18 protein-coding genes and 1 pseudogene are annotated in these 21,416 nt (G+C 64.7%); 8 read left to right on the top strand and 11 right to left on the bottom strand.

From position 1 onward, the window contains the following. Positions 1–9: 9 nt before the first annotated feature. From rnr to JQ632_RS05260, 3 genes are all read left to right on the top strand, one after another. A complete protein-coding gene (rnr, locus tag JQ632_RS05270) occupies positions 10–2,340 on the top strand; it encodes a ribonuclease R (protein WP_212401220.1) in 2,331 nt (776 codons plus the stop codon). Beyond that, entirely contained in the window at positions 2,328–2,768 is a 441-nt protein-coding gene (locus tag JQ632_RS05265) for a DUF983 domain-containing protein (protein WP_212401219.1), read from the top strand. Before rnr ends, JQ632_RS05265 begins: the two co-directional genes overlap by 13 nt. Before the next feature lie 93 nt (positions 2,769–2,861). Beyond that, a complete protein-coding gene (locus tag JQ632_RS05260) occupies positions 2,862–3,635 on the top strand; it encodes an NUDIX hydrolase (protein WP_212401218.1) in 774 nt (257 codons plus the stop codon). Between the two features lie 10 nt (positions 3,636–3,645). Here JQ632_RS05260 and JQ632_RS05255 read toward each other — a convergent pair whose 3' ends face one another. Beyond that, on the bottom strand, positions 3,646–4,197 hold the full coding sequence (locus JQ632_RS05255; RefSeq protein ID WP_212401217.1) for a hypothetical protein: 552 nt from the start codon (positions 4,195–4,197) through the stop codon (positions 3,646–3,648). A 295-nt stretch (positions 4,198–4,492) separates the two neighbouring features. On the opposite strand from JQ632_RS05255, the gene JQ632_RS05250 reads away from it, so the two are divergent. Both JQ632_RS05250 and rpmG read left to right on the top strand, forming a co-directional pair. After that, a complete protein-coding gene (locus JQ632_RS05250; RefSeq protein WP_212401216.1) occupies positions 4,493–5,818 on the top strand; it encodes an LLM class flavin-dependent oxidoreductase in 1,326 nt (441 codons plus the stop codon). Positions 5,819–5,943: 125 nt separating this feature from the next. Beyond that, on the top strand, positions 5,944–6,111 hold the full coding sequence (gene rpmG / locus JQ632_RS05245; protein ID WP_057756569.1) for a 50S ribosomal protein L33: 168 nt from the start codon (positions 5,944–5,946) through the stop codon (positions 6,109–6,111). A gap of 25 nt (positions 6,112–6,136) precedes the next feature. Here rpmG and JQ632_RS05240 read toward each other — a convergent pair. Both JQ632_RS05240 and JQ632_RS05235 read right to left on the bottom strand, forming a co-directional pair. Next, a protein-coding gene (locus JQ632_RS05240) for an IS630 family transposase (RefSeq protein ID WP_212401215.1) occupies positions 6,137–7,088 on the bottom strand; the annotation gives its coding sequence in 2 pieces (ribosomal slippage) (positions 6,137–6,746 and positions 6,745–7,088; 954 coding nt in all). Between the two features lie 153 nt (positions 7,089–7,241). Then, positions 7,242–8,041, bottom strand: a pseudogene (locus tag JQ632_RS05235) (hypothetical protein). Positions 8,042–8,145: 104 nt separating this feature from the next. On the opposite strand from JQ632_RS05235, the gene JQ632_RS05230 reads away from it, so the two are divergent. The 3 genes from JQ632_RS05230 to JQ632_RS05220 all read left to right on the top strand — a co-directional run bounded on the left by JQ632_RS05230 (position 8,146) and on the right by JQ632_RS05220 (position 11,615). Then, positions 8,146–8,655, top strand: coding sequence for a YaiI/YqxD family protein (locus JQ632_RS05230; protein WP_212401214.1), 510 nt, complete (start codon positions 8,146–8,148; stop codon positions 8,653–8,655). Positions 8,656–8,657: 2 nt separating this feature from the next. Further along, positions 8,658–10,469, top strand: a complete 1,812-nt coding sequence (locus tag JQ632_RS05225) for an ABC-F family ATP-binding cassette domain-containing protein (protein ID WP_212401213.1) — start codon at positions 8,658–8,660, stop codon at positions 10,467–10,469. A gap of 66 nt (positions 10,470–10,535) precedes the next feature. Continuing rightward, entirely contained in the window at positions 10,536–11,615 is a 1,080-nt protein-coding gene (locus tag JQ632_RS05220; protein ID WP_212401212.1) for a D-TA family PLP-dependent enzyme, read from the top strand. A 162-nt stretch (positions 11,616–11,777) separates the two neighbouring features. On the opposite strand, the gene JQ632_RS05215 is transcribed toward JQ632_RS05220, so the two are convergent. The 8 genes from JQ632_RS05215 to JQ632_RS05180 form a co-directional block, all read right to left on the bottom strand. Then, positions 11,778–13,010 carry a TIGR03862 family flavoprotein gene (locus JQ632_RS05215; protein ID WP_212401211.1) on the bottom strand — a complete coding sequence of 411 codons (1,233 nt, stop codon included), beginning with the start codon at positions 13,008–13,010 and terminating at the stop codon, positions 11,778–11,780. A gap of 154 nt (positions 13,011–13,164) precedes the next feature. Continuing rightward, complete coding sequence (locus JQ632_RS05210; protein ID WP_212401210.1) at positions 13,165–14,082, bottom strand: SDR family NAD(P)-dependent oxidoreductase; 918 nt, start codon at positions 14,080–14,082, stop codon at positions 13,165–13,167. A 238-nt stretch (positions 14,083–14,320) separates the two neighbouring features. Next, positions 14,321–14,800, bottom strand: coding sequence for a MaoC family dehydratase (locus tag JQ632_RS05205; protein WP_212401209.1), 480 nt, complete (start codon positions 14,798–14,800; stop codon positions 14,321–14,323). 138 nt (positions 14,801–14,938) lie between these two features. Then, positions 14,939–16,657 (bottom strand): AMP-binding protein, encoded by a 1,719-nt coding sequence (locus tag JQ632_RS05200; protein WP_212401208.1) that lies wholly within the window; start codon positions 16,655–16,657, stop codon positions 14,939–14,941. Further along, complete coding sequence (gene mmsB, locus JQ632_RS05195) at positions 16,657–17,580, bottom strand: 3-hydroxyisobutyrate dehydrogenase (protein WP_312015567.1); 924 nt, start codon at positions 17,578–17,580, stop codon at positions 16,657–16,659. The genes JQ632_RS05200 and mmsB overlap by 1 nt, the downstream gene beginning before the upstream one ends. After that, positions 17,580–18,647, bottom strand: a complete 1,068-nt coding sequence (locus JQ632_RS05190) for an enoyl-CoA hydratase/isomerase family protein (RefSeq protein WP_212401207.1) — start codon at positions 18,645–18,647, stop codon at positions 17,580–17,582. The genes mmsB and JQ632_RS05190 overlap by 1 nt, the downstream gene beginning before the upstream one ends. Next, on the bottom strand, positions 18,644–19,789 hold the full coding sequence (locus JQ632_RS05185; protein WP_212401206.1) for an isobutyryl-CoA dehydrogenase: 1,146 nt from the start codon (positions 19,787–19,789) through the stop codon (positions 18,644–18,646). Before JQ632_RS05185 ends, JQ632_RS05190 begins: the two co-directional genes overlap by 4 nt. A gap of 80 nt (positions 19,790–19,869) precedes the next feature. Continuing rightward, a complete protein-coding gene (locus JQ632_RS05180) occupies positions 19,870–21,366 on the bottom strand; it encodes a CoA-acylating methylmalonate-semialdehyde dehydrogenase (protein ID WP_212401205.1) in 1,497 nt (498 codons plus the stop codon). Between the last annotated feature and the right edge of the window lie 50 nt (positions 21,367–21,416).

Genomic DNA, 21,416 nt, shown 5'->3' with positions numbered 1-21,416 from the left:
AGAGGTTAAGTGAAACGAAAAACTGACCGTGGCTTTCCCGACCGGAATGCCATCGTCGCCTTCATCAAGGCACAATCAGGAAAGGTCGGAACCCGCGAAATTGCGCGCGAGTTCGGCCTGAAGAACGCCGACCGCATCGAGCTCAAGCGCATGCTGCGCGAGCTCGCCGATGACGGCATCATCAAGAAAAATCGTCGCAAGGTTTCCGAGCCCGAGGGCCTGCCGCCGACGCTGCTGGCCGACATCACCGGCCGCGACCAGGACGGCGAGCTGATCGCCACACCGGCCGAATGGGACGAGGTCGAGAACGGCGAGCCGCCAAAAATCCGTATCCACGTGCCGCGCCGGGCAGCCCCCGGCACGGCCGCCGGCGTCGGCGACCGCGCCCTGCTCCGCGTCGATCGATCAGACGAGACGGAAGGTCCGGCCTATCAGGGCCGCATCATTAAGGTCATCGACAAAGCGAAAAGCCGCATCCTCGGCGTGTTTCGCGCACTCCCCGAGGGTGGCGGGCGGCTCGTCCCCGTCGACAAGAAGTTTGCCGACCGCGAGCTGAACATCGCCAGGACCGACACGCTGGAGGCGAAGGACGGCGACCTCGTCAGCGTCGACATCGTCCGCTCGCGCGGCTTTGGGCTGGCCTCCGGCCGGGTCAAGGAAAAGCTCGGCTCGGTCAAATCCGAGAAGGCGATCAGCCTGATCGCGATCTACGCCCACGACATTCCCCTGCAATTCTCGCCCGCGGCAGAGCGCGAGGCTGAGGCCGCAGAGCCCGCCAATCTCAGAGGACGCGAGGACTGGCGCGACGTGCCGCTCGTCACCATCGATCCGCCCGACGCCAAGGATCATGACGACGCGGTGCATGCGCAACCCGACCCCGATCCCAACAACAAGGGCGGCTTCATCGTCGATGTCGCCATTGCCGATGTGAGTTTTTACGTGCGGCCCGGCACCGCGCTCGACCGCGACGCGCTCGACCGCGGCAATTCGGTCTATTTCCCGGACCGCGTCGTGCCGATGCTCCCGGAGCGCATCTCCAACAATCTCTGTTCGCTCGTGCCGGGCGAGCCGCGCGGCGCGCTTGCCGTGCGGATGATCATCGGCCCCGACGGGCGCAAGCGATCGCACTCGTTCCATCGCATCCTGATGCGCTCGGCGGCAAAGCTGCATTACGCGCAGGCGCAGGCCGCGATCGACGGCCGGCCGGACGACACCACCGGCCCCCTGCTCGAACCGATCCTCAAGCCGCTCTATGCCGCCTATGCCTGCGTCAAGCGCGCGCGCGACGAGCGTGATCCGCTCAATCTCGACCTGCCCGAGCGAAAGATCCTCTTGAAGAGCGACGGCACGGTCGATCGCGTCGTCGTGCCGGAGCGTCTTGATGCGCACAAATTGATCGAGGAGTTCATGATCCTCGCCAACGTCGCGGCGGCAGAGATGCTGGAGAAGAAGTCGCTGCCGCTGATCTACCGCGTGCATGACGAGCCGACGCAGGAGAAGGTCTTTGCGCTGGCGGAATTCCTGGAAACGCTCGACGTCCCCTTCGCCAAGAGCGGCGCGCTGCGCCCGACCATTTTCAACCGCGTGCTGGCGCAGCTCGAAGGCCACGACTACTTCCCGCTGGTGAGCGAAGTGGTGCTGCGCGCTCAGGCGCAGGCAGAGTATTCCGCCGAGAACTACGGTCATTTCGGACTCAATCTGCGGCGCTACGCGCACTTCACCTCGCCGATCCGCCGCTATGCCGACCTCGTCGTGCATCGCGCGCTGGTGCGGGCGCTCAGCCTCGGCGAAGGCGCGCTACCGGACAGCGAAACGCCGGAGAGTCTCAGTGAAGTCGCCGCGCATATTTCCGTGACCGAGCGGCGCGCGATGAAGGCCGAACGCGAGACGGTGGACCGGCTGATCGCGCATCACCTCGTGGACAGGATCGGCGCGACCTTCCAGGGCCGCGTCTCCGGCGTCACGCGCGCAGGGCTGTTCGTCAAGCTGGACGAGACCGGCGCCGACGGGTTGATCCCGATCCGATCCCTCGGCACGGAATATTTCAACTATGACGAGAGCCGGCATGCGCTGGTCGGCACGCGCAGCGGTGCCATGCACCAGTTGGGTGACGTGGTCGACGTCCGTCTGATAGAAGCTGCTCCCATTGCCGGGGCGCTCCGTTTCGAGCTGTTGTCCGAGGGTGCGACGGCGCCGCGCGGGCGGCGGGATTCTCGCCGGCAGCGCAAGTCGCAGAAGGCGCATCCCGGACGAAGCCCGGAGAGAAAACGCGAGCCCGAGAAGAACAAGTCCGGCAAGGGGAAGAAGGGCAAGAACAAGGCGAAGGCATGGAAGCGATGAGCACGGCGCCAAAAATCTGGACGCGCGAGACCGGCCTCGTCGAGCAGCGCGACGTCTGGAGCGCCATGAAGCGCGGCTTTCGCTGCCGCTGTCCGCGCTGCGGCAAGGGCAAGCTGTTCCGCGCCTTCCTCAAGACCGCGGACAATTGCAGCTCCTGCGGGCTCGACTTCACGCCGCATCGCGCCGACGATTTGCCCGCCTATCTCGTCATCGTCATCGTCGGCCATATCGTGGTGCCGGCCGTGCTCTGGATCGAGACCAATTATTCGACGCCGGTCTGGATCAGCTTTGCGGCCTACCTGCCCTTCACGTTCTTCGCGTCGCTCGCCCTTCTTCAGCCGGTGAAGGGCGCCGTGGTCGGCTTGCAATGGGCCCTGCGCATGCACGGCTTTGATGACAATCCGCCGGACGGTATCCCGCCGGTGTAGAGCATGATCCGGAAAAGTGTGCAGCGGTTTTCCGGAAAGACCATGCTCAGATAAAAACGGCAAGAAGCAACAAGAGATTGTTCGGGGTTGGAGATGACGGAAGCGGCGCAGGCTGGGGAAGAAACGGAAAAAGAAAAGGTCCACGACCAGAAGGAAGCGGATCACCATCCCTACTTCCGGCCGCGCGATGCCGCGACGCTGATCCTGGTCGATCGCAGCGGCGGCGTGCCAAAGGTTCTGGTCGGCAAGCGCCACGACAAGGTGGTGTTCATGCCCGGTAAATTCGTCTTCCCCGGCGGGCGCGTCGACAAGGCAGATTATCGCGTGCCGGTGGCGGCGCCGATCACGCCGGAGCTGCAGGCCAATCTGTTCAAGGGCAGCCCGAAGACCGAGGCTTCGCGTGCAAAATCGCTCGCGATTGCGGCGATCCGCGAGGCCTGCGAGGAGACCGGCCTGTGCCTGGGGCGCAAGGCCCAGGATAAAACTGAAGGCAAGGTGCCGAAACTCGAGGGTCCCTGGGCGCCGTTTGCGGATGCGGGCCTGTTGCCCGATCCCTCCGGCCTGTTTTTGATCGCACGCGCCATCACCCCGCCCGGCCGCGTCAAGCGCTTCGATACGCGCTTCTTCACGGCGGATGCCTCCGCCATCACCCACCGCGTTGAAGGCGTGGTGCACGCGGATGCGGAGCTCGTCGAGTTGGTCTGGGTCGAGCTCGGCTCAAAGCCGCTCGCGGATCTGCATCCGATGACGCGGAACGTGCTCAATGAGCTGGACAAGCGGCTCGCCACGGGACCGCTGTGCCATGACGCACCGGTGCCGTTCTTCCATTTCTACGGCGGCAAGATGCAGAAGGATATTTTGGCCTGATCCTTGGGGATCAGTCCGCATCCGGCTCGGTGCCGACATAGTCCCGCGCCGGCAGCTTTAGCGCACGGCCGATCTCCTGCGCGAACGCGTTGGCCTCGTCGCGCGTGTTAAAACTGCTCAGAGCCACGGGCTCGGTGCCGCGCTTGCCGCAGAGGGCGACGTCGAAGGTCGACGGCGGATCTTCATCCGTGGCGCCCTGATCGGTGATGCTGAGAAAGCTGAATTCGGTGAGCTTCCGCCGGCTGCGGACCCGCAGGGGACCGCAGGCGCGCGTGATCACCACCTCCGCCATGAGCTTGTTGAGCTCGACGAAGTAGCGGTAGGTCGCAAGCCAGAGGCCGGGAATCACGATCACGAGGCCGATGCCGGAAAACACCAGGATCGGGACCAGATCGTCGCTCAGCCTGCCGAAACCCGCGAGATCATTGCGCACGCCGAGCGCGACGTTCCAGAGCAGGTACGAGCCCGCGGCCAGGAACGGCAGCGACAGCACCCGTGCAATCCATTGCCCGGGCCATTCGACGCGGATGAGGTTGCCATCCACCGTCATTGCGCTTGCCATTGCGTTGCTCCTCAGGGGGACTTGAAAGTCAGGTCTTGGCTTTGTCGGCTGGGAGAGCCGGTTGGTTCGAGGGCACCGATCGTCATTCCGGGGCGCCGCGTCAGCGGCGAGCCCGGAATCCATAACCACGATCGGGAGTATGGATTCCGGGCTCGCGCCAAGTGGCGCGCCCCGGAATGACGAATGTGCTGAGAGAGCGCGCAAAAACGAAAAATTCTTCCCACTGCCCCGATGGCGGAGTTCCCGGCCGTGCCTATGTCTTTGCTAACGACACCCAACATGGAAACGGGGCGCGATGGCACAACGGCAACTCAAGCTTGGCGCATTCATGCGCCCGATCAGCATCCACACCGGCGCCTGGCGCTATCCGGGGGCCTGGCCCGATGCCAATTTCAACTTTGGCCACATCAAGCAACTGATCAGGAAGCTCGAGGCCGGCAAGTTCGACGCGTTCTTCATGGCCGATCACCTCGCCGTGCTGAACATGCCGGTCAATGCGCTGAAGCGCAGCCACACCGTGACATCATTCGAGCCGTTCACGCTGCTCTCGGCGCTCTCGGCCGTCACCGAGCGGATCGGCCTGATCGCGACGGGCTCGACGACCTTTGACGAGCCCTATCACGTCGCGCGCCGCTTCGCCTCGCTCGACCATCTCAGCGGCGGGCGCGCGGGCTGGAATATCGTCACGACCTCCAACCCCGACGCGGCGTTGAACTTTGGCCTCGACGACCACATGGAGCACGCCGAGCGCTACAAGCGCGCGCGGGAATTCTATGACGTCGTCACCGGCCTCTGGGATTCCTTCGCCGACGACGCTTTTGTGCGCGACGTCGAAAGCGGCCTGTTCTTCGAGCCGTCGAAGATGCATGTGCTCGACCACAAGGGCAAATATCTCAGGGTGCGCGGCCCCCTCAACATCGCCCGTCCTATCCAGGGCTGGCCGGTGATCGTTCAGGCCGGCGCCTCCGAGGACGGCAAGCAGCTCGCGGCCGAGACGGCGGAAGCCGTGTTCACCGGCGGCGGCAGCTTCGCCGACGGGCAAAAGCTCTATGCCGACATCAAGGGCCGGATGGAAAAGATCGGCCGCGATCCCGATCACCTCAAGATTCTTCCCGGCGCCTTTGTGGTGGTCGGCGACAGCGTGGACGAGGCGAAGGAGAAGCGTGCGCTGCTCGACAGCCGCGTGCACTATGACAGCGCCATCGCCTCGCTCTCGGTCATTCTCGGCACCGATGCATCGGGCTTCGATCCGGACGGGCCGCTGCCCGAAATTCCCGAGACCAACGCCAGCAAGAGTGGACGCCAGCGCATGGTCGACCTCGCCGCGCGCGACAAGCTCACCGTGCGCCAGCTCGCCCAGCGCGTCGGCGGCTATGGCGGGCTGTCCTTCGTCGGCACCGCAAAAACCATCGCCGACCAGATGGAGGAGTGGCTGGTCGGTCGCGGCTCCGACGGTTTTAACATCATGTTCCCGTTCCTGCCCGCCGGGCTCGACGATTTCGTCGACAAGGTGGTTCCGGAGCTGCAAAGGCGCGGGATTTTCCGGAAAGAATACGAAGGGGCCACTTTGAGGGAGAATCTGGGCCTGCCGCGGCCGAAAAACCGGTTCTTCGAGGCGTAATCGGGCCGATTTGAGTGGTTTTGAGGCCCTAAAACCTTGACATCAGGCGGTTTCTGGCTAGGTTGCCGGCCAACGCGGGCCGTTTGGCCGGCTCCAGATTCCCTTAATTTTCTGAGGTTCAGAACATGGCCAAAGCGGTCACCATCAAGGTCAAGCTCGTGTCCTCGGCTGACACCGGCTTCTACTACGTCGCCAAGAAGAATTCGCGCACCATGACCGACAAGCTGGTCAAGAAGAAGTACGACCCGGTCGCGCGCAAGCACGTCGAATTCAAGGAAGCCAAGATCAAGTAAGATCGCGGACTAGAGCAGATTCTGATCAGGCGCGATCATAACCGGCTGCGGTGAAGAAGTTCAGACACTCTTGGGCGGTGAAGGCGGCAACGGCTGCGGCGATAGCGTCGAGCAAGGTCTCGATTGATCTGGCAGCCGCCTTTCTGAGGGCTGATTTGAGCTTGGCGAAGGCCATTTCGATCGGATTGAGATCGGGGGAATAAGGCGGCAGATAGAGGAGCCGGGCACCTGCCGCCTCGATTGCGATGCCGACCTCGGCCCGCTTGTGTGCTGCGAGATTGTCCATCACCACGATGTCGCCCGGCTTTAGCGTCGGCACGAGAACTTGGGTCAAGTAAGCCTCGAACGCCAAGCCATCCATGGGACCGTCGAGGACCATCGGCGCAGTCATGCCGGTCGCCCTGAGCGCGCCAACGAAAGTCGTCGTCTTCCAATGGCCGTGGGGGATTGCTGCGACACAGCGCTGGCCGTAGGGCGAACGGCCATAGAGCCGCGCCATCTTGGTCGAGGCCCCCGTCTCGTCGATGAACACCAGCCGGTGGATGTCGATCTCAGGCTGAGATGCCTTCCATGCCGCGCGTTCAGCGGCCACGTCGGGCCGATCCTGTTCGCTGGCGTGCGATGTTTTTTTTGAAGGTGATGTTGCGGCGATCGAAGAACCGCCAGACCACACTCGGCGCGAAACGCTCGCCGTGGACTTTGAAGAGACGGTCGCCGATCTCGGCCAGCGTCATGTCAGGCGTAGCCTCAACCAGGGAGAGGATCTCTGCAGCATGACCCTCGATCCGGGCCGAACGCCGGTCTCCGCCCTGTGCTCCAGCCTCGCAGGTGCCGGTGCTTCGCCACTCGCTGATCAGCTCGATCGCTGTTGACGGCGCCACGCCGAACCGGCCGGCAGCGCCCCGACAGCTCATGCCCTCATCTTCCACGGCCCGAATAATGCGAAGGCGAAGGTCTGGCGAGAGGGGTTTAGCCATGGGGGCTGGCCTCCATTACCAGCCCTCAGGATGAATCACGATTCGACCCCGAAGGGAATCCCTTCCGATTCCGCCAGATCGGAAAATGCTCTAGCTGAAGACTTTTGCGGGGCCCCTTGGGCCCCGTTTTCGTTTCCGCACTCGTGTCCCGGACTAGGCCGCCGCCTGCTCGCGCGGCTGGTAGATCGCGATGTGCTGACAGTGCGCAAGCGGCGTCGTGCCGTTGGCGACGACGAGTGCATCAAGCTCGACGAAGCGGTGGCCCTTCTTCTCGTAGTTCGCCGTCACCCTGGCGCGCGCGGTGATCTCGTCGCCGGCGCGTGCGGCCGTGAGCAGTTGCATGCGGCTACCGACGTGGATCCACGGGCCCAAAATCGTGTTGTCGACCAGAACCCGATTCATCACCCTCTGGATGAGGCCGGGATGACCGAGCCCTTCGCGCGCAAAGACCGGATCGGCCTCCCTGACATCGGCGAGATAGTTTTGCGCGTCCTGCCCGGCCCAACGGCGCGGCGTGGTGCCCAGCCATTTGCCTTCCTGAAACGTCGCCGGGCTGACGGGCTTGCGCTCGGCCACGGCGGGCACCGCGACGTAATCACCGAGCGCGACCGCAGGCGTGTGGCCGGCAGCGAGGCCGTCCCGGTCGCGCAGAGCTCGGTCCGGCTAAAGACCTCGATCGTCAGCAGGCCATTGTGCTCGGTCGCATCGACATCGGCGGTCTCGCCGTCATAGACCGGCTTGATGAAGCGCGCCTCGATCAGCCCGCGCCCCAGGAAATTACGGCCCCAACGCGCGATCGGCACATGCATCATGTAGGCGAAGACGTCCACGCCAGGCACCAGTCCGCCGGAAAAGCCGAAGCGGCGCGCCACCGTGTCGTCGTGCATCTTGTTTTCGGATTGCTTTGCGGTGTTGTAGGCCTCGACGCGGTAGGTTTCGAGCCGGTTCGGCATGGCGCCTTCCCATATTCTTGTTGTTTCGGGCGTAATCGTAGGCCCTGGGGAACCCCGGTCAATCCCCTCGCCTTTGCGGCCTGAATGGGGTACCACGCCGCGGAATGACTGATGTTTCCAGCATAACCCGCATCTATGTCGACGCCGACGCCTGTCCGGTGAAGGACGAGATCTATCGCGTCGCTGCGAGGCACTCCCTGCCGGTGAGCGTGGTCGCCGGCAATTTCATCCGTGTGCCGCAGGACCCGCTGATTGAGCGCGTGGCGGCAGGCGCCGGCATGGACGCCGCCGACGACTGGATCGCGGAACGCGCTGGTAGCGGCGACATCGTGGTGACCGCTGACATCCCGCTCGCGAGCCGCTGCGTGAAAGCGGGCGCCGACGTCATCGCGCCGAACGGAAAACCGTTCACCGAAGAGTCGATCGGGATGACGCTCGCGGTCCGCAACCTGATGACGGATTTGCGCTCGTCGGGCGAGATCACCGGCGGGCCCAAATCCTTTGCGCCGCGCGACCGCTCGACCTTCCTGTCCACGCTCGACCAGACCATCCGCCGCATCCAGCGCCGTCGCTCAGAGCAGCGCGTGCCGAGCCACCCTTCGAGTCTTGGCTGACCATGGCGCCGCCCCTCATCCAGCTCAAGGATATCAGGCTGACCTTTGGCGGCACGCCGCTGCTCACGAGCGTCGAACTCAGCGTGTCCCCAGGCGAGCGCGTCTGCCTGATCGGTCGCAACGGCTCGGGCAAGTCGACGCTGCTGAAGATCGCCGCGGGCCTCGTCGAGCCCGATGGCGGCACGCGCTTCGTGCAGCCCGGCGCCACCATCCGCTATCTGCCGCAGGAGCCGGATTTTGGCGAGCACGCGACCACGCTTGCCTATGTCGAGGCAGGCATGGCGCCCGGCGACGACCATCATCAGGCGCAATATCTGCTGGAGCAGCTCGGGCTCACCGGCAACGAGAACCCCGCCAATCTCTCGGGCGGAGAGGCCCGCCGCGCGGCGCTGGCGCGCGTGCTGGCGCCCTCGCCCGACATCCTGCTCTTGGACGAGCCGACCAACCATCTCGACCTCACGACCATCGAATGGCTGGAGCAGGAGCTCGACAGCCGCCGCAGCGCGCTGGTGCTGATCAGCCACGACCGGCGCTTCCTCACCAACCTCTCGCGGTCCACCGCCTGGCTCGATCGCGGCAGGATCAAGCAGATCGACCGCGGCTTTGCCTCGTTCGAGAGCTGGCGCGACGAGGTGCTGGCCGAGGAAGAGCGCGAGCAGCACAAGCTCGGCCGCAAGATCGTCGACGAGGAGCACTGGCTGCGCCACGGCGTCTCCGGCCGGCGCAAGCGCAACGTCAAGCGGCTCGCCAATCTGCACGAGCTGCGGGCGCAGCGCCGCAACTATCGCGGCACGACCGGCGCCGCCAGCCTCGCCGCTGCCGAAGCCGAGCAATCCGGCCGCCTGGTGATCGAGGCGAAAAATATCAGCAAGGCCTATGGCGAGCGCAAGATCGTCGAGAACTTTTCGACTCGCATCCAGCGCGGCGACCGGCTCGGCATCATCGGACCGAACGGCGCCGGCAAGACCACGCTGGTCAATTTGTTGACCGGCGGCATTGAGCCTGACACCGGCACGGTGCGGCTGGGCGCCAATCTGGAGATGGCGACGCTGGACCAGCACCGCGAAAGCCTCGACCCCAAGTCGACGCTGGCGGAAGCCCTGACCGGCGGCCGCGGCGACCATGTCATGGTCGGCGGCAAGCCCAAGCACGTCGTCGGCTACATGAAAGATTTCTTGTTCGCGCAGGAGCAGCGTGTTACGCCGCTGGAGGTTTTGTCGGGCGGCGAGCGCGGCCGGCTGATGCTGGCTCGCGCGCTGGCAAAGCCCTCCAACCTCCTGGTGCTGGACGAGCCAACCAACGATCTCGACCTCGAAACGCTCGACGTGCTCGAAGAGATGCTCGGCGACTACGAGGGCACGGTGATCCTGATCAGCCACGACCGCGACTTCCTCGACCGCGTGGTGACCTCGGCGATCGCGCCCGAAGGCAATGGCAAGTGGATCGAATATGCCGGCGGCTACACCGACATGCTGGCGCAGCGCGGCGCCGATCTTAAGCGCGAGACCGTGAAGGCAGAGCCGGCGCTCGAGAAGAAGGAAGCCAAGGCCTCCGCTCCCGCGACGGCATCCAAGCGGCGGCTGAGCTTCAACGAGAAGCACGCGCTGGAAACCTTGCCGAAGAGGATGGAGGCGCTGCACGCCGACATCGCGAAACTGCAGCGCGTGCTCGACGATCCGAACCTGTATGCCAAGGATCGCAAGAAATTCGACGATACCTCAGCCGCGGTCGCCAAGGCACATGATGAACTCGCCGCGGCCGAAGAACGCTGGCTCGAACTTGAAATGCTCCGCGAAGAAATCGAACAGGCTTGAGCCGCGTATTCCGCAAAAGTGGGCACCGGTTTTGCGATCAGAATACGCGCCAACTAAGGGACTTCCATGACAACACCCCTCGCCGCAAAGATCGCCCGTGAATATGGCACGCCCTGCGCCGTCATCGACATGGACAAGGTGGAGCGCAACATCGCACGCATCCAGAAGGCCTGCGACGACGTCGGCGTTGCCAATCGCCCGCACATCAAGACGCACAAGAATCCGATGCTCGCGAAAATGCAGGTCGCGGCCGGCGCGAAAGGCATCACCTGCCAAAAACTCGGCGAGGCCGAGATCATGGCCAATGCCGGCATCGACAACATTCTGATCAGCTACAATCTGCTCGGCGAAGAGAAGATGGCGCGTCTCGGCGCGCTGCAGATGAAGGCCAACATGACGGTCGCCGCCGACAACTCCACGGTTGTAGCAGGCCTCCCGAAGGCCGCCGCGGCCTCGGGCCGTCCACTATCGGTGGTGGTCGAATGCGACACCGGTCGCAAACGCGCGGGCGTTGAGACGCCGGCCGAGGCCATCGCCTTGGCCCGCGAGATCGCGGGTCTGGAGGGACTGAAATTCGCGGGCTTCATGCTCTATCCGACCGAGACTGGCTGGGACGATGCGCAAAAGTTCTATGACGAAGCGCTGGCCGGCGTGCGTGCCCACGGGCTAGACGCCACCATCGTCTCGACCGGCGGAACGCCGAACCTGAAGAACATCGGCAAGCTGAGGGGTGGCACCGAGCATCGCTTCGGCACTTATATCTACAACGACCGCATGCAGGTCGCGGCCGGCGTCGCGGGCTGGGACGATTGCGCGCTGCACATCTATTCGACGGTGGTGAGCCGCGCGGCACCGGAACGCGGCATCCTCGATGCCGGCTCGAAGACGCTGACCACGGATACCGGCGGGCTCGAAGGCCACGGCCTGATCCTGGAGCATCCCGAAGCCAAGATCGCGCGCTTTGCCGAGGAGCACGGCTTTCTCGATCTCTCCCGCAGCAACACGCGGCCCAATGTCGGCGACATCGTGCGGATCGTGCCGAACCACGTCTGCGTCGTCGTGAATATGATGGACGAGGTCGTGATGGTGCGGGGTGACGAGATCGTCGGCACGCTGCCGGTGGCGGCGCGGGGCAAGTTGCGGTAGGACGCTGCGGAGTGCCCGCGCATCCTTCGAGGCTCGCCCGGCGGCAAGCCGCCGAGCTCGCACCTCAGGATGACGCTCTCTGTAAGCTATCGCAGGATGACGCTTTCTCGTAGCCGTCACCCTGAGGTGCTCGCGAAGCGAGCCTCGAAGGGCGACGGCGTTCTACGAACGCTTCAGCCACCTCAAGACACCCCTGCCCGCAGCAGCGCCCGTCGCGAACGAGGCCTGCAACAAATAGCCGCCAGTCGGCGCCTCCCAGTCCAGCATCTCGCCGACGGCGAACACGCCCGGTAGCTTGCGGATCATGAAGTTGGCGTCGAGCTCGTCGAAGGTCACCCCGCCCGCAGTCGAGATCGCGCGATCGATCGCGGCGACGCCGGTGAGCGGAACCGGAATTGCATTGATGAGCTGCGCAAGATCTTGTGGCGAGAACGATGCCAGCGGACGGCCGGAGGCGATCGCGGCCTCCTGCATCAGGCCGATGCCGACCGGTGACAATTGCGACGCCTTGCGCAGGAAATTTGCGAGCGATTGCTTGCCACGCGTCCCCGACAGGCGCTTGGTCAGCGCGGCAGCGTCGAGATCGGGCCGCAATGCAATCGTCAGCGTCGCCTGCCCGAGGCCCAGCACCGCCTCGCGCAACTCCGCCGACAGTACGTAGATTGCGCCTCCTTCAATGCCGCTGCGGGTGATCATCGCTTCGCCCCGCACGGTGTGCGCGCCGATCGTCAGCGCCACGCCCTTGAGCGGCTGGCCCTCGAAGCGATCACGAAAGACTTCGGACCACGCAACCGTGAAGCCCGAATTGGCCGGCCGCAGCTTCGAGATGGCAACGCCCTTTGGCGCGAGGATCGCGACCCAGCCGCCGTCCGAGCCGAGCCGCGGCCAGCTTGCACCGCCCAGTGCCAGCACCGTGGCACGCGCTTCGACTGCGCGCTCGCCGTCCGGCGCTTGAAATAGCAGCCGCCCCCTGCTGTCCCATCCCCGCCAGCGATGACGGAAGGCAAAGCGGACACCGCCGGCATCGAGCCGCCGCAGCCAGGCTCGCAACAGCGGCGAGGCCTTGAACGCCTTTGGAAAGACGCGCCCGCTGGTGCCGACAAAAGTCGGCTCGCCCAGCGCCTCGCTCCACGTGCGCAGCGCATCAGGAGAGAATGCGTCGATCGCCGCCTTCAACTTCGGCGCGGCCTCGCGGTAGCGCGCGAGGAACTGCGGCAGCGGCTCGCTGTGGGTGAGATTGAGCCCGCCGCGTCCGGCCATCAGGAACTTGCGCCCCGCAGATGGCATGGCGTCGTAGACGGTGACGCTGACGCCGCCTTGCGCAAGGATTTCCGCGGCCATCAGACCGGCGGGACCGGCGCCGATGACGGCGATGTGGGACTCGGTTGCGGTCATAGCGGGAGTTTAAACGAAGCCAAGCACCACAGAACAGGTCGTCATGCCCGGGCTTGTCCCGGGCATCCACGAAAGCCCGGTATGCGGTGCCAAAGACGTGGATGGCCGGGTCAAGCCCGGCCATGACGACGGAGTGCGCAATGGCGCCGTCGTTCTACAGCTTGATCCCGGCCCTTGCGGCGGCCTGGCCGACATATTTCTGCGTCTGCTCGAACGCACCCTGCAAGGCCCGGGCCTTCGACATGTCGCTGATCTCGGCGAAGTGGGCTGCGACCGCATCCGGCGTCCAGTCGGACTCGGCCAGATTGATACCCTCGGTCTCGACGATCCTGATCACCGCGAAGGAGCCGGCACCGGCGCCCATGATGGTGCGGGTCGGCGCGTCCTCGCTGAGGAGAAATTCGACCGCGGGCGTGATCGATTCCGGCTTCATCAACTGCAGCGCCTGCGGCGGCAGCAGCTCTTCGGTCATGCGGGTCGCCGCCGTCGGCGAGATGATGTTGACGCGGATGTTGGTCTTGCGGCCCTCCTCGGCGAGCACGTTCATCAGGCCGACCATGCCAGACTTCGCGGCGCCGTAATTGGCCTGGCCGAAATTGCCGAACAGGCCGGAGGACGAGGTGGTCAGGACGATGCGGCCATAATTGCGGTCGCGCATGCCGGCCCACACCGCCTTGCAGCAGTAGAAGCTGCCGACGAGGTGCACGTCGAGCACCTTCTGGAAATCCGCGACCTCCATCTTGCCAAAGGACTTGTCGCGCAAGATGCCCGCATTGGCGCACATGATGTCGACGCCGCCCCACTCCTTGGTGGCGCGCTCGACCATCGCGGTGACCTGCTCGAAGTTCGAGACGTCGGCGCCGTCGGCCATGGCGGTGCCGCCGGCTTTGCGGATCTCCTCGACGACCGCTTCCGCCGGTGACAGCGAAGCGCCGGTGCCGTCGCGCGCGCCGCCAAAATCGTTGACCACGACTTTTGCGCCGCGGCTGGCGAGCCCCAGCGCATGCGCCCGCCCCAGACCATTGCCCGCGCCGGTGACGATAGCGACGCGTCCGTCAAACCTGATTGCCATGAGCGTTGCTTCCTTTCTTCCTTCTCCCCTTGTGGGAGAAGGTGGCGCGCGTGAGCGCGTCGGATGAGGGGTTGTCTCCACAAGCGAGCCCGTGGAGAGAGACCCCTCACCCGGCTTCATCTCGCTCCGCTCGATTTCGCCACCCTCTCCCACAAGGGAGAGGGTGCACCGAGCACGAATTGGATAGCTTTTGAGCAGCGATGGATTGCCGGGTCAAGCCCGGCAATGACGGGCGGACTTACGCGAAATAGATCAGCCCGAGCCATTCGGCGACCAGCGCCGGCTTGTCCTCGCCCTCGATCTCGACCGTGACGTTGGTGCGGGACTGCAATTCCGTGGGCTTGCGCAGCTTGGCTTCTGCCAGCACGAAGCGGCCGCGGACGCGTTTTCCTGATCGCACCGGCGAGATGAAGCGCAGCTTGTCGAAACCGTAGTTGACCCCCATGGTCGTGCCTTCGATGACCGGCATCACCTCGTAGGACATGATGGACAGCAACGACATCGTCAGGAAGCCGTGCGCGATCGTGGTGCCGAAGGCGGTTTCCTTCGCCGCACGTGCGGGGTCGACGTGGATGAACTGGTGGTCCTCGATCACGTCGGCGTAGGTGTTGATGCGGGGCTGATCGATCAGGTGCCACGAGGACACGCCGATCTCCTTGCCGACCATCGCCTGATAGGCGGACAAGGAAATCGGCGGCTTCTTCCAGACTTCGTTCATTTAACAACTCCAACGGCCGTCATTCCCGGACGCGCGTAGCGCGTGCCCGGAATCCATCGGGCAGCAGACACTGCGGCACAATGGATTCCGGGTTCGATGCTGCGCATCGCTCCGGAATGACAGGCGCACTCCGTTCACTTAGGTCTCACTTCGAGTCTTCGGCAGTTCCGGAAAGTCCTCTTCCCGGAATTCGCGGCCGCGCAGGGGATCGTCGCGATCATTGTCGCGTTCGAGCCGTCGTAGCTGCACGCGGCGGATTTTTCCAGAGATCGTCTTCGGCAGCTCGGTGACGATCTCGATGCGGCGGATGCGCTTGAACGGAGCCAGGCGCGTGTGCAGGTGCTTGAAGATCGAAAGCGCCGTGTCCGCCGAGCGCTCGGCGTCCGAGGTGAGCAGCACAAAGGCCTTCGGGATCGCAAGCCTTATCGGATCCGGGCTCGGCACGACGGCGGCTTCCGCGACGAGATCGTGCTCCAGCAGCACGCTTTCCAGCTCGAACGGGCTGATGCGGTAGTCCGATGACTTGAAGACGTCGTCGGAGCGGCCGACGAACGTCAGATACCCCTCTTCGTCCTCGAATACGACATCGCCGCTGCGGTAGAGATCGCCTTCGGTGCCCGACAATTTGCCGTCGTCGCCCTGATAGCCCTGCATCAGGCCGGCCGGGCGATTGTCGCCGAGCAGGAGCGTGACCTCGCCCTCTTTGGCCGGATTGCCGTCGGCGTCGCTGATCTGCACGCGATAGCCCGGCAGTGGCCGGCCCATCGAACCGATCTTCACCTTCTGGCCCGGCGAGTTGCCGGCGAGCGCCGTGGTCTCGGTCTGGCCGTAGCCATCGCGGATGGTGAGCCCCCAGGCGGACTTCACCTGGTCGATCACTTCGGGATTGAGCGGCTCGCCGGCGCCGCAGACCTCGCGCAAGGCGACCTCGAAGGACGCAAGGTTCTCCTGAATGAACAGCCGCCACACTGTCGGCGGCGCGCAGAGCGTGGTGACGCCGCAGCGGCCGATGGTGGCCAGCAGGCCCTTTGCGTCAAAGCGCGGCTGATTGACCACGAACACGGTGGCGCCGGCATTCCACGGCGCGAAGAAGCAGCTCCAGGCATGCTTGGCCCAGCCGGGCGACGAGATGTTGAGATGGACGTCGCCGGGCTGCAGCCCGATCCAGTACATGGTCGAGAGATGACCGACGGGATAGCTGCGCTGGCTGTGACGCACCAGCTTCGGCTTGGCCGTCGTGCCCGAGGTGAAATAGAGCAGCATCGGGTCGTCGGCGTTCGTCGGGCCATCGGGCATGAACGCCCCGGACGCCTTGGCGGCCTCGTCATAAGACAGCCAGCCGTCGGAGGCTGCACCGACTACAATGCGGGCCACGCCCTCGACGCCAAGGCTCGCGAATTTTGCGACCTGGTCTTGCGCTGCGACCACCGCCTTGGCCTTGCCGCGATCGAGCCGGTCGCGCAGCTCGTCGGCGGTGAGCAGCGTGGTGGCGGGGATGACGACCACGCCGAGCTTCATCGCCGCCAGCATGGTTTCCCAGAGCGGAACCACATTGCCGAGCAGCAGCAGAAGGTGATCGCCGCGCTTCAGGCCCCGTGCGCGAAGGAAGTTTGCGACCTGGTTGGAGCGGCGCGACAGCGCTTCAAAGGACAGCTTTGTCTGCCGATCCTGCGCGGCATCGACGATCCACAGCGCAGGCCGGTCCTTGCTGTCGGCATTCGACGCAAGCTCGGCATCAAACCAGTCGAGCGCCCAGTTGAAGGGAACCGGGTCCGGCCAACGGAAGTCCTTGACCGCTGTCTCGTAGTCCGTGCGGTGCTTTAGCAGAAACGCGCGCGCTTCCTGAAAGGTCGTCATCAAGTTTTCCCGGCTAGCCCCCTAACGTGCTTGATAATTCCGGAAAAATCCACCCCGCCCTGACCGGCTGCGTCGAAGTCCCGGTAAATCTCCTGCGCATGCTTGCCGAGCGGGGTCGCTGCACCCGCGGCCTTGGCCGCGTCCTGCGCCAGGGTCAGGTCCTTCACCATCAGCGCCGAGGCAAAGCCGGGCTTGTAGTCGTTGTTGGCGGGTGACGTCGGCACCGGGCCCGGCACCGGACAATAGGTCGTGAGCGACCAGCACTGGCCCGACGAGGTCGAGGCGACGTCGAACAGCGCCTGATGCGAGAGCCCGAGCTTTTCGGCCAGCGCAAAGGCCTCGCTCACCGCGATCATGGAAATGCCGAGGATCATGTTGTTGCAGATCTTGGCCGCCTGCCCGGCGCCGGCGCCGCCGCAATGCACGATCTTCTTGCCCATGTTTTCCAGCGCGGGCTTTGCCGCGGCAAATGCCTTGTCCTCGCCGCCGCACATGAAGGTGAGCGTTGCGCCCTTGGCACCGCCGGTGCCGCCCGAGACCGGCGCGTCCACCGAGAGCACGCCGTGCTTGGCGGCGAGCGCATGGGCCTGACGCGCGCTTTCAACGTCGATGGTCGACGAGTCGATGATCAGCGCGCCCTTGGTCATGGCGGGGACGACCTCGTTCCAGACGCTGAGCACATGCTTGCCGGCCGGCAGCATGGTGACGACGACGTCGGCGCCCTTCACGGCCCCCGCCGCGCTTTCCGCGATGGCAGCGCCATCGGCCTCGGCCTGCGCGCGCGAGGCCTCGACCAGATCGAACGCCGTGACCTTGTGGCCGGCCTTGACCAGATTGGCCGCCATCGGGCCGCCCATGTTGCCGAGACCGATGAATGCGATCGTGGCCATCTCGATGTCCTCCGCTGGAGCTGTTTCGTGGATTAGTCGAACTTCAATTCGTCCGCGCCGATCTCGGCGAAATACGGCGCGATCATGTCAGGCGTCACGTCCTCGATTGCAGCCGGCGACCATTTTGGATTGCGGTCCTTGTCGATGACGGCGGCGCGCACGCCTTCGCGGAAATCATCGCTGCGGAAAACCTCGTTCGCGGCACGGTATTCGCGGACGAGGCATTCTTCCAGCGTCGATGTTTTGCGCGCCAGCCGCAGCAGCTTCAGCGTCACCACCATGCCGCGCGGGGATTTTTCGCCGAGCGTTTTCAGAGTGGCCTGCGCAAACTCGGAACGATCGTGCATCAGCGCGGCGACGATGTCCTCCATCCGGTCGAAGGCGAACAGCGCATCGATCATCGCCTGCTTCGCAGCGACCGGGCCGACCGTCTCGCCGGTGGCAAAACCCCTGATGAGCTTGCTGACCTCGGCGGCATCGGCACCGGTGGGAACTTTGGTCAGCGCGGCGCGAAGTTCGGGCAGTTTCGCCGCCGGCACGACGGCGTCGGCGAATTTGGCGTTGATGGCGTCCGGGCCGTTCATGGTCTGCCCGGTCAGGCCGAAATAGGTGCCGATCTCGCCCGGCGAATGTGACAGCAGATAGGTGCCGCCGACATCGGGGAAGAAGCCGAGACCGACCTCGGGCATGGCAAGCTTCGTGCGATCGGTGACGACGCGATGGCTCGCATGGGCCGACAGGCCGACGCCGCCGCCCATCACGATGCCGTCCATGAAGGCGACATAGGGCTTTGGAAATTTCTTGATCCGGGCGTTGAGAATGTACTCCTCGCGCCACAGGATTTTTCCGAGGTCGCCGTTGACCTTGGAGCTCTCCCAGAGCGCGCGGATGTCGCCGCCGGCACACAGACCGCGCTCGCCGGCGCCCTCCAGCAGGATCACGCCGACGGCAGGATCGGCTTCAAAACGGTCGAGCGCCTTGTCGATGTCGCGAAACATCTCCAGCGTCACGGCATTGATGGCCTTGGGACGGTTGAGCCGGATGATACCGGCTGCGCCCTCGACACGGGCGATCAGATCGCCCGCTTCCAAAACAGTCATCGCGCGCCCTCGATCAGCTTGCGCGCCACGATGAGCCGCATGATTTCATTGGTGCCTTCGAGAATCTGGTGCACGCGCAGATCTCGCACGATTTTCTCGATGCCGTATTCGCTGAGGTATCCGTAGCCGCCATGAAGCTGCAGCGCGTGGTTGGCGACCTCGAAACCGACATCGGTGCCGAAGCGCTTCGCCATGGCGCAAAGCATGGTGGCGTCCGGATCCTTGCGATCCAGCGCCGCCGCTGCGCGCCACAAAAAGGTGCGGGCGGCTTCGAGCTCGATCGCCATGTCGGCGAGACGAAACTGCAGCGCCTGGAATTCGTCGAGGCGCTTTCCAAAGGCCTTGCGTTCCTTCATGTAGGCGCGCGCCTTGTCGAGCGCGGTCTGCGCGCCGCCGAGCGAGCACGCCGTAATGTTGAGGCGGCCGCCGTCCAGGCCCGCCATCGCGATCTTGAAGCCGATGCCCTCTTCGCCCAGCCGGTTCTCGACGGGAACGCGGGCGTTTTCGAACATCACGGCGCGGGTCGGCTGCGCATTCCAGCCCATCTTGCGCTCATTGGCGCCGAACGAGACGCCCGGCGTGTTGCCGTCGATCACCAGCGTCGAGACGCCGCCGGCGCCCTCGCCGCCGGTCCTGACCATCGCGACCAGGATATCGGTTCCGCCGGCGCCCGAGATGAACTGTTTCTGGCCGTTGAGGACGTAATGGTCGCCATCGCGCACCGCGCGGGTCCGGAGCGCCGCCGCATCCGAGCCGGCGCCGGGTTCGGTGAGGCAATAGCTCGCGATCAGCTCCATGGTGCAGAGCTTCGGCAGCCATTGGTGGCGCTGGGTGTCGTTGCCGAAGGCATCGATCATCCAGGACGCCATGTTGTGGATGGAGATGAAGGCCGAGGTGGTCGGACAGCCCGTCGCGAGCGCCTCGAAGATCAGCGCCGCGTCGAAGCGCGTCATGGCGGAGCCGCCGACGTCGTCGCGGATATAGATGCCGCCCATGCCGAGCTTGGCCGCTTCCCGCATCACATCGACGGGAAAGTGTTTTTCCTCGTCCCAGCGTAGCGCGTGCGGCGCGATCTTCTCGGCCGCAAACGCCAGCGCCATGTCGCGAACCGCGATCTGGTCCTCGTTCAGAGCGAACTGCATCCCGGCCTCGCTCCAGTTTTTTTAGTTTTGCGCATGATCTTGTTCGGAAAACCGGCGCCCACTTTTCCGGATCATGTGCGTTACTTCATCAGCGGGATCGAGAACTCCGCGCCTTCCTTGACGCCGGACGGCCAGCGTGAGGTCACGGTCTTGGTCTTGGTGTAGAAGCGGACCGAGTCCGGACCGTGCTGGTTGAGGTCGCCAAAGCCCGACTTCTTCCAGCCGCCAAACGTGTAATAGGCGATCGGCACCGGGATCGGCACGTTGATGCCGACCATGCCGACGTTCACCTTGGCCGCGAAGTCGCGCGCGGCGTCGCCGTCGCGGGTGAAGATCGCAACGCCGTTGCCGTAGTCATGCTCGGACGGCAGCGCCAAGGCCTCCTGGTAGTCGTGCGCGCGCACGACCGAGAGCACGGGGCCAAAGATCTCTTCCTTGTAAATCCGCATGTCCTTGGTGACGTTGTCGAACAGCGAACCGCCGAGATAAAAGCCCTTCTCGTAGCCCTGCATCTTGAAGCCGCGGCCGTCGACCGCCAGCGTCGCACCCTCCTTGATGCCGATGTCGATGTAGCTCTTGACCTTCTCGACCGCCTCGCGCGTCACCAGCGGGCCGTAATCGGCGGCGGGATCGATCGAGGTGCCGATCTTGAGCGACTCCACGCGCGGGATCAGCTTTTCCATCAGGCGGTCGGCGGTGGTCTTGCCGACGGGAACGGCAACCGAGACCGCCATGCAGCGCTCGCCGGCAGAGCCATAGCCGGCGCCGATCAAGGCATCGACCGTCTGGTCCATGTCCGCGTCGGGCATGACGATGGCGTGGTTCTTGGCACCGCCAAAGCACTGGCAACGCTTGCCGGTCTGGGCCGCGCGCTCATAGATGTAGTGCGCAATCGGCGTCGAGCCGACAAAACCGATCGCCTTGATGTCGGGATCGTCGAGGATCGCATCCACGGCTTCCTTGTCGCCGTTGACGACGTTGAGGATGCCGGCCGGCAGGCCTGCTTCCATCATCAGTTCGGCGAGCTTCATCGGCACGCCGGGATCGCGCTCCGACGGCTTGAGGATGAAGGCGTTGCCGCAGGCGATCGCGGGCGCAAACTTCCACATCGGGATCATCGCCGGGAAATTGAACGGCGTGATGCCAGCGACCACTCCCAAGGGTTGCCGCATGGAATAGATGTCGATGCCGGGGCCGGCACCTTCGGTGTACTCGCCCTTCATTAGATGCGGGATACCGCAGGCGAACTCGGCGACCTCGAGGCCGCGCTGGATGTCGCCCTTGGCGTCGGGGACGGTCTTGCCGTGCTCGCGCGCCAGGAGTTCGGCGAGCTTGTCGTAGTCGCGTTGCACCAGTTCCAGAAACTTCATCATCACGCGGGCGCGGCGCTGCGGGTTGGTCGCGGCCCATTCCGGCTGCGCGGCGCGGGCGTTCTCGACGGCCGCGCGGACCTCGGCCTTGGAGGCCAGCGCCACCTTGGCCTGGACGTCGCCGGTCATCGGCTCGAAGACATCGGCCGTCCGGCCCGACGTGCCCTTCACTTCCTTGCCACCGATGAAATGTCCGATTGCGCGCATGAATACCTCCCTCTCGCGGGCTAGATCGCTTTACAAATCCGTTTGGACCT

This window comes from Bradyrhizobium liaoningense, assembly GCF_018130955.1.
GTDB classification, from domain to species: domain Bacteria; phylum Pseudomonadota; class Alphaproteobacteria; order Rhizobiales; family Xanthobacteraceae; genus Bradyrhizobium; species Bradyrhizobium liaoningense_C.
The sequence above is the reverse complement of the archived record's forward strand: the minus strand, read 5'-3'. Positions and strand labels throughout refer to the sequence as shown.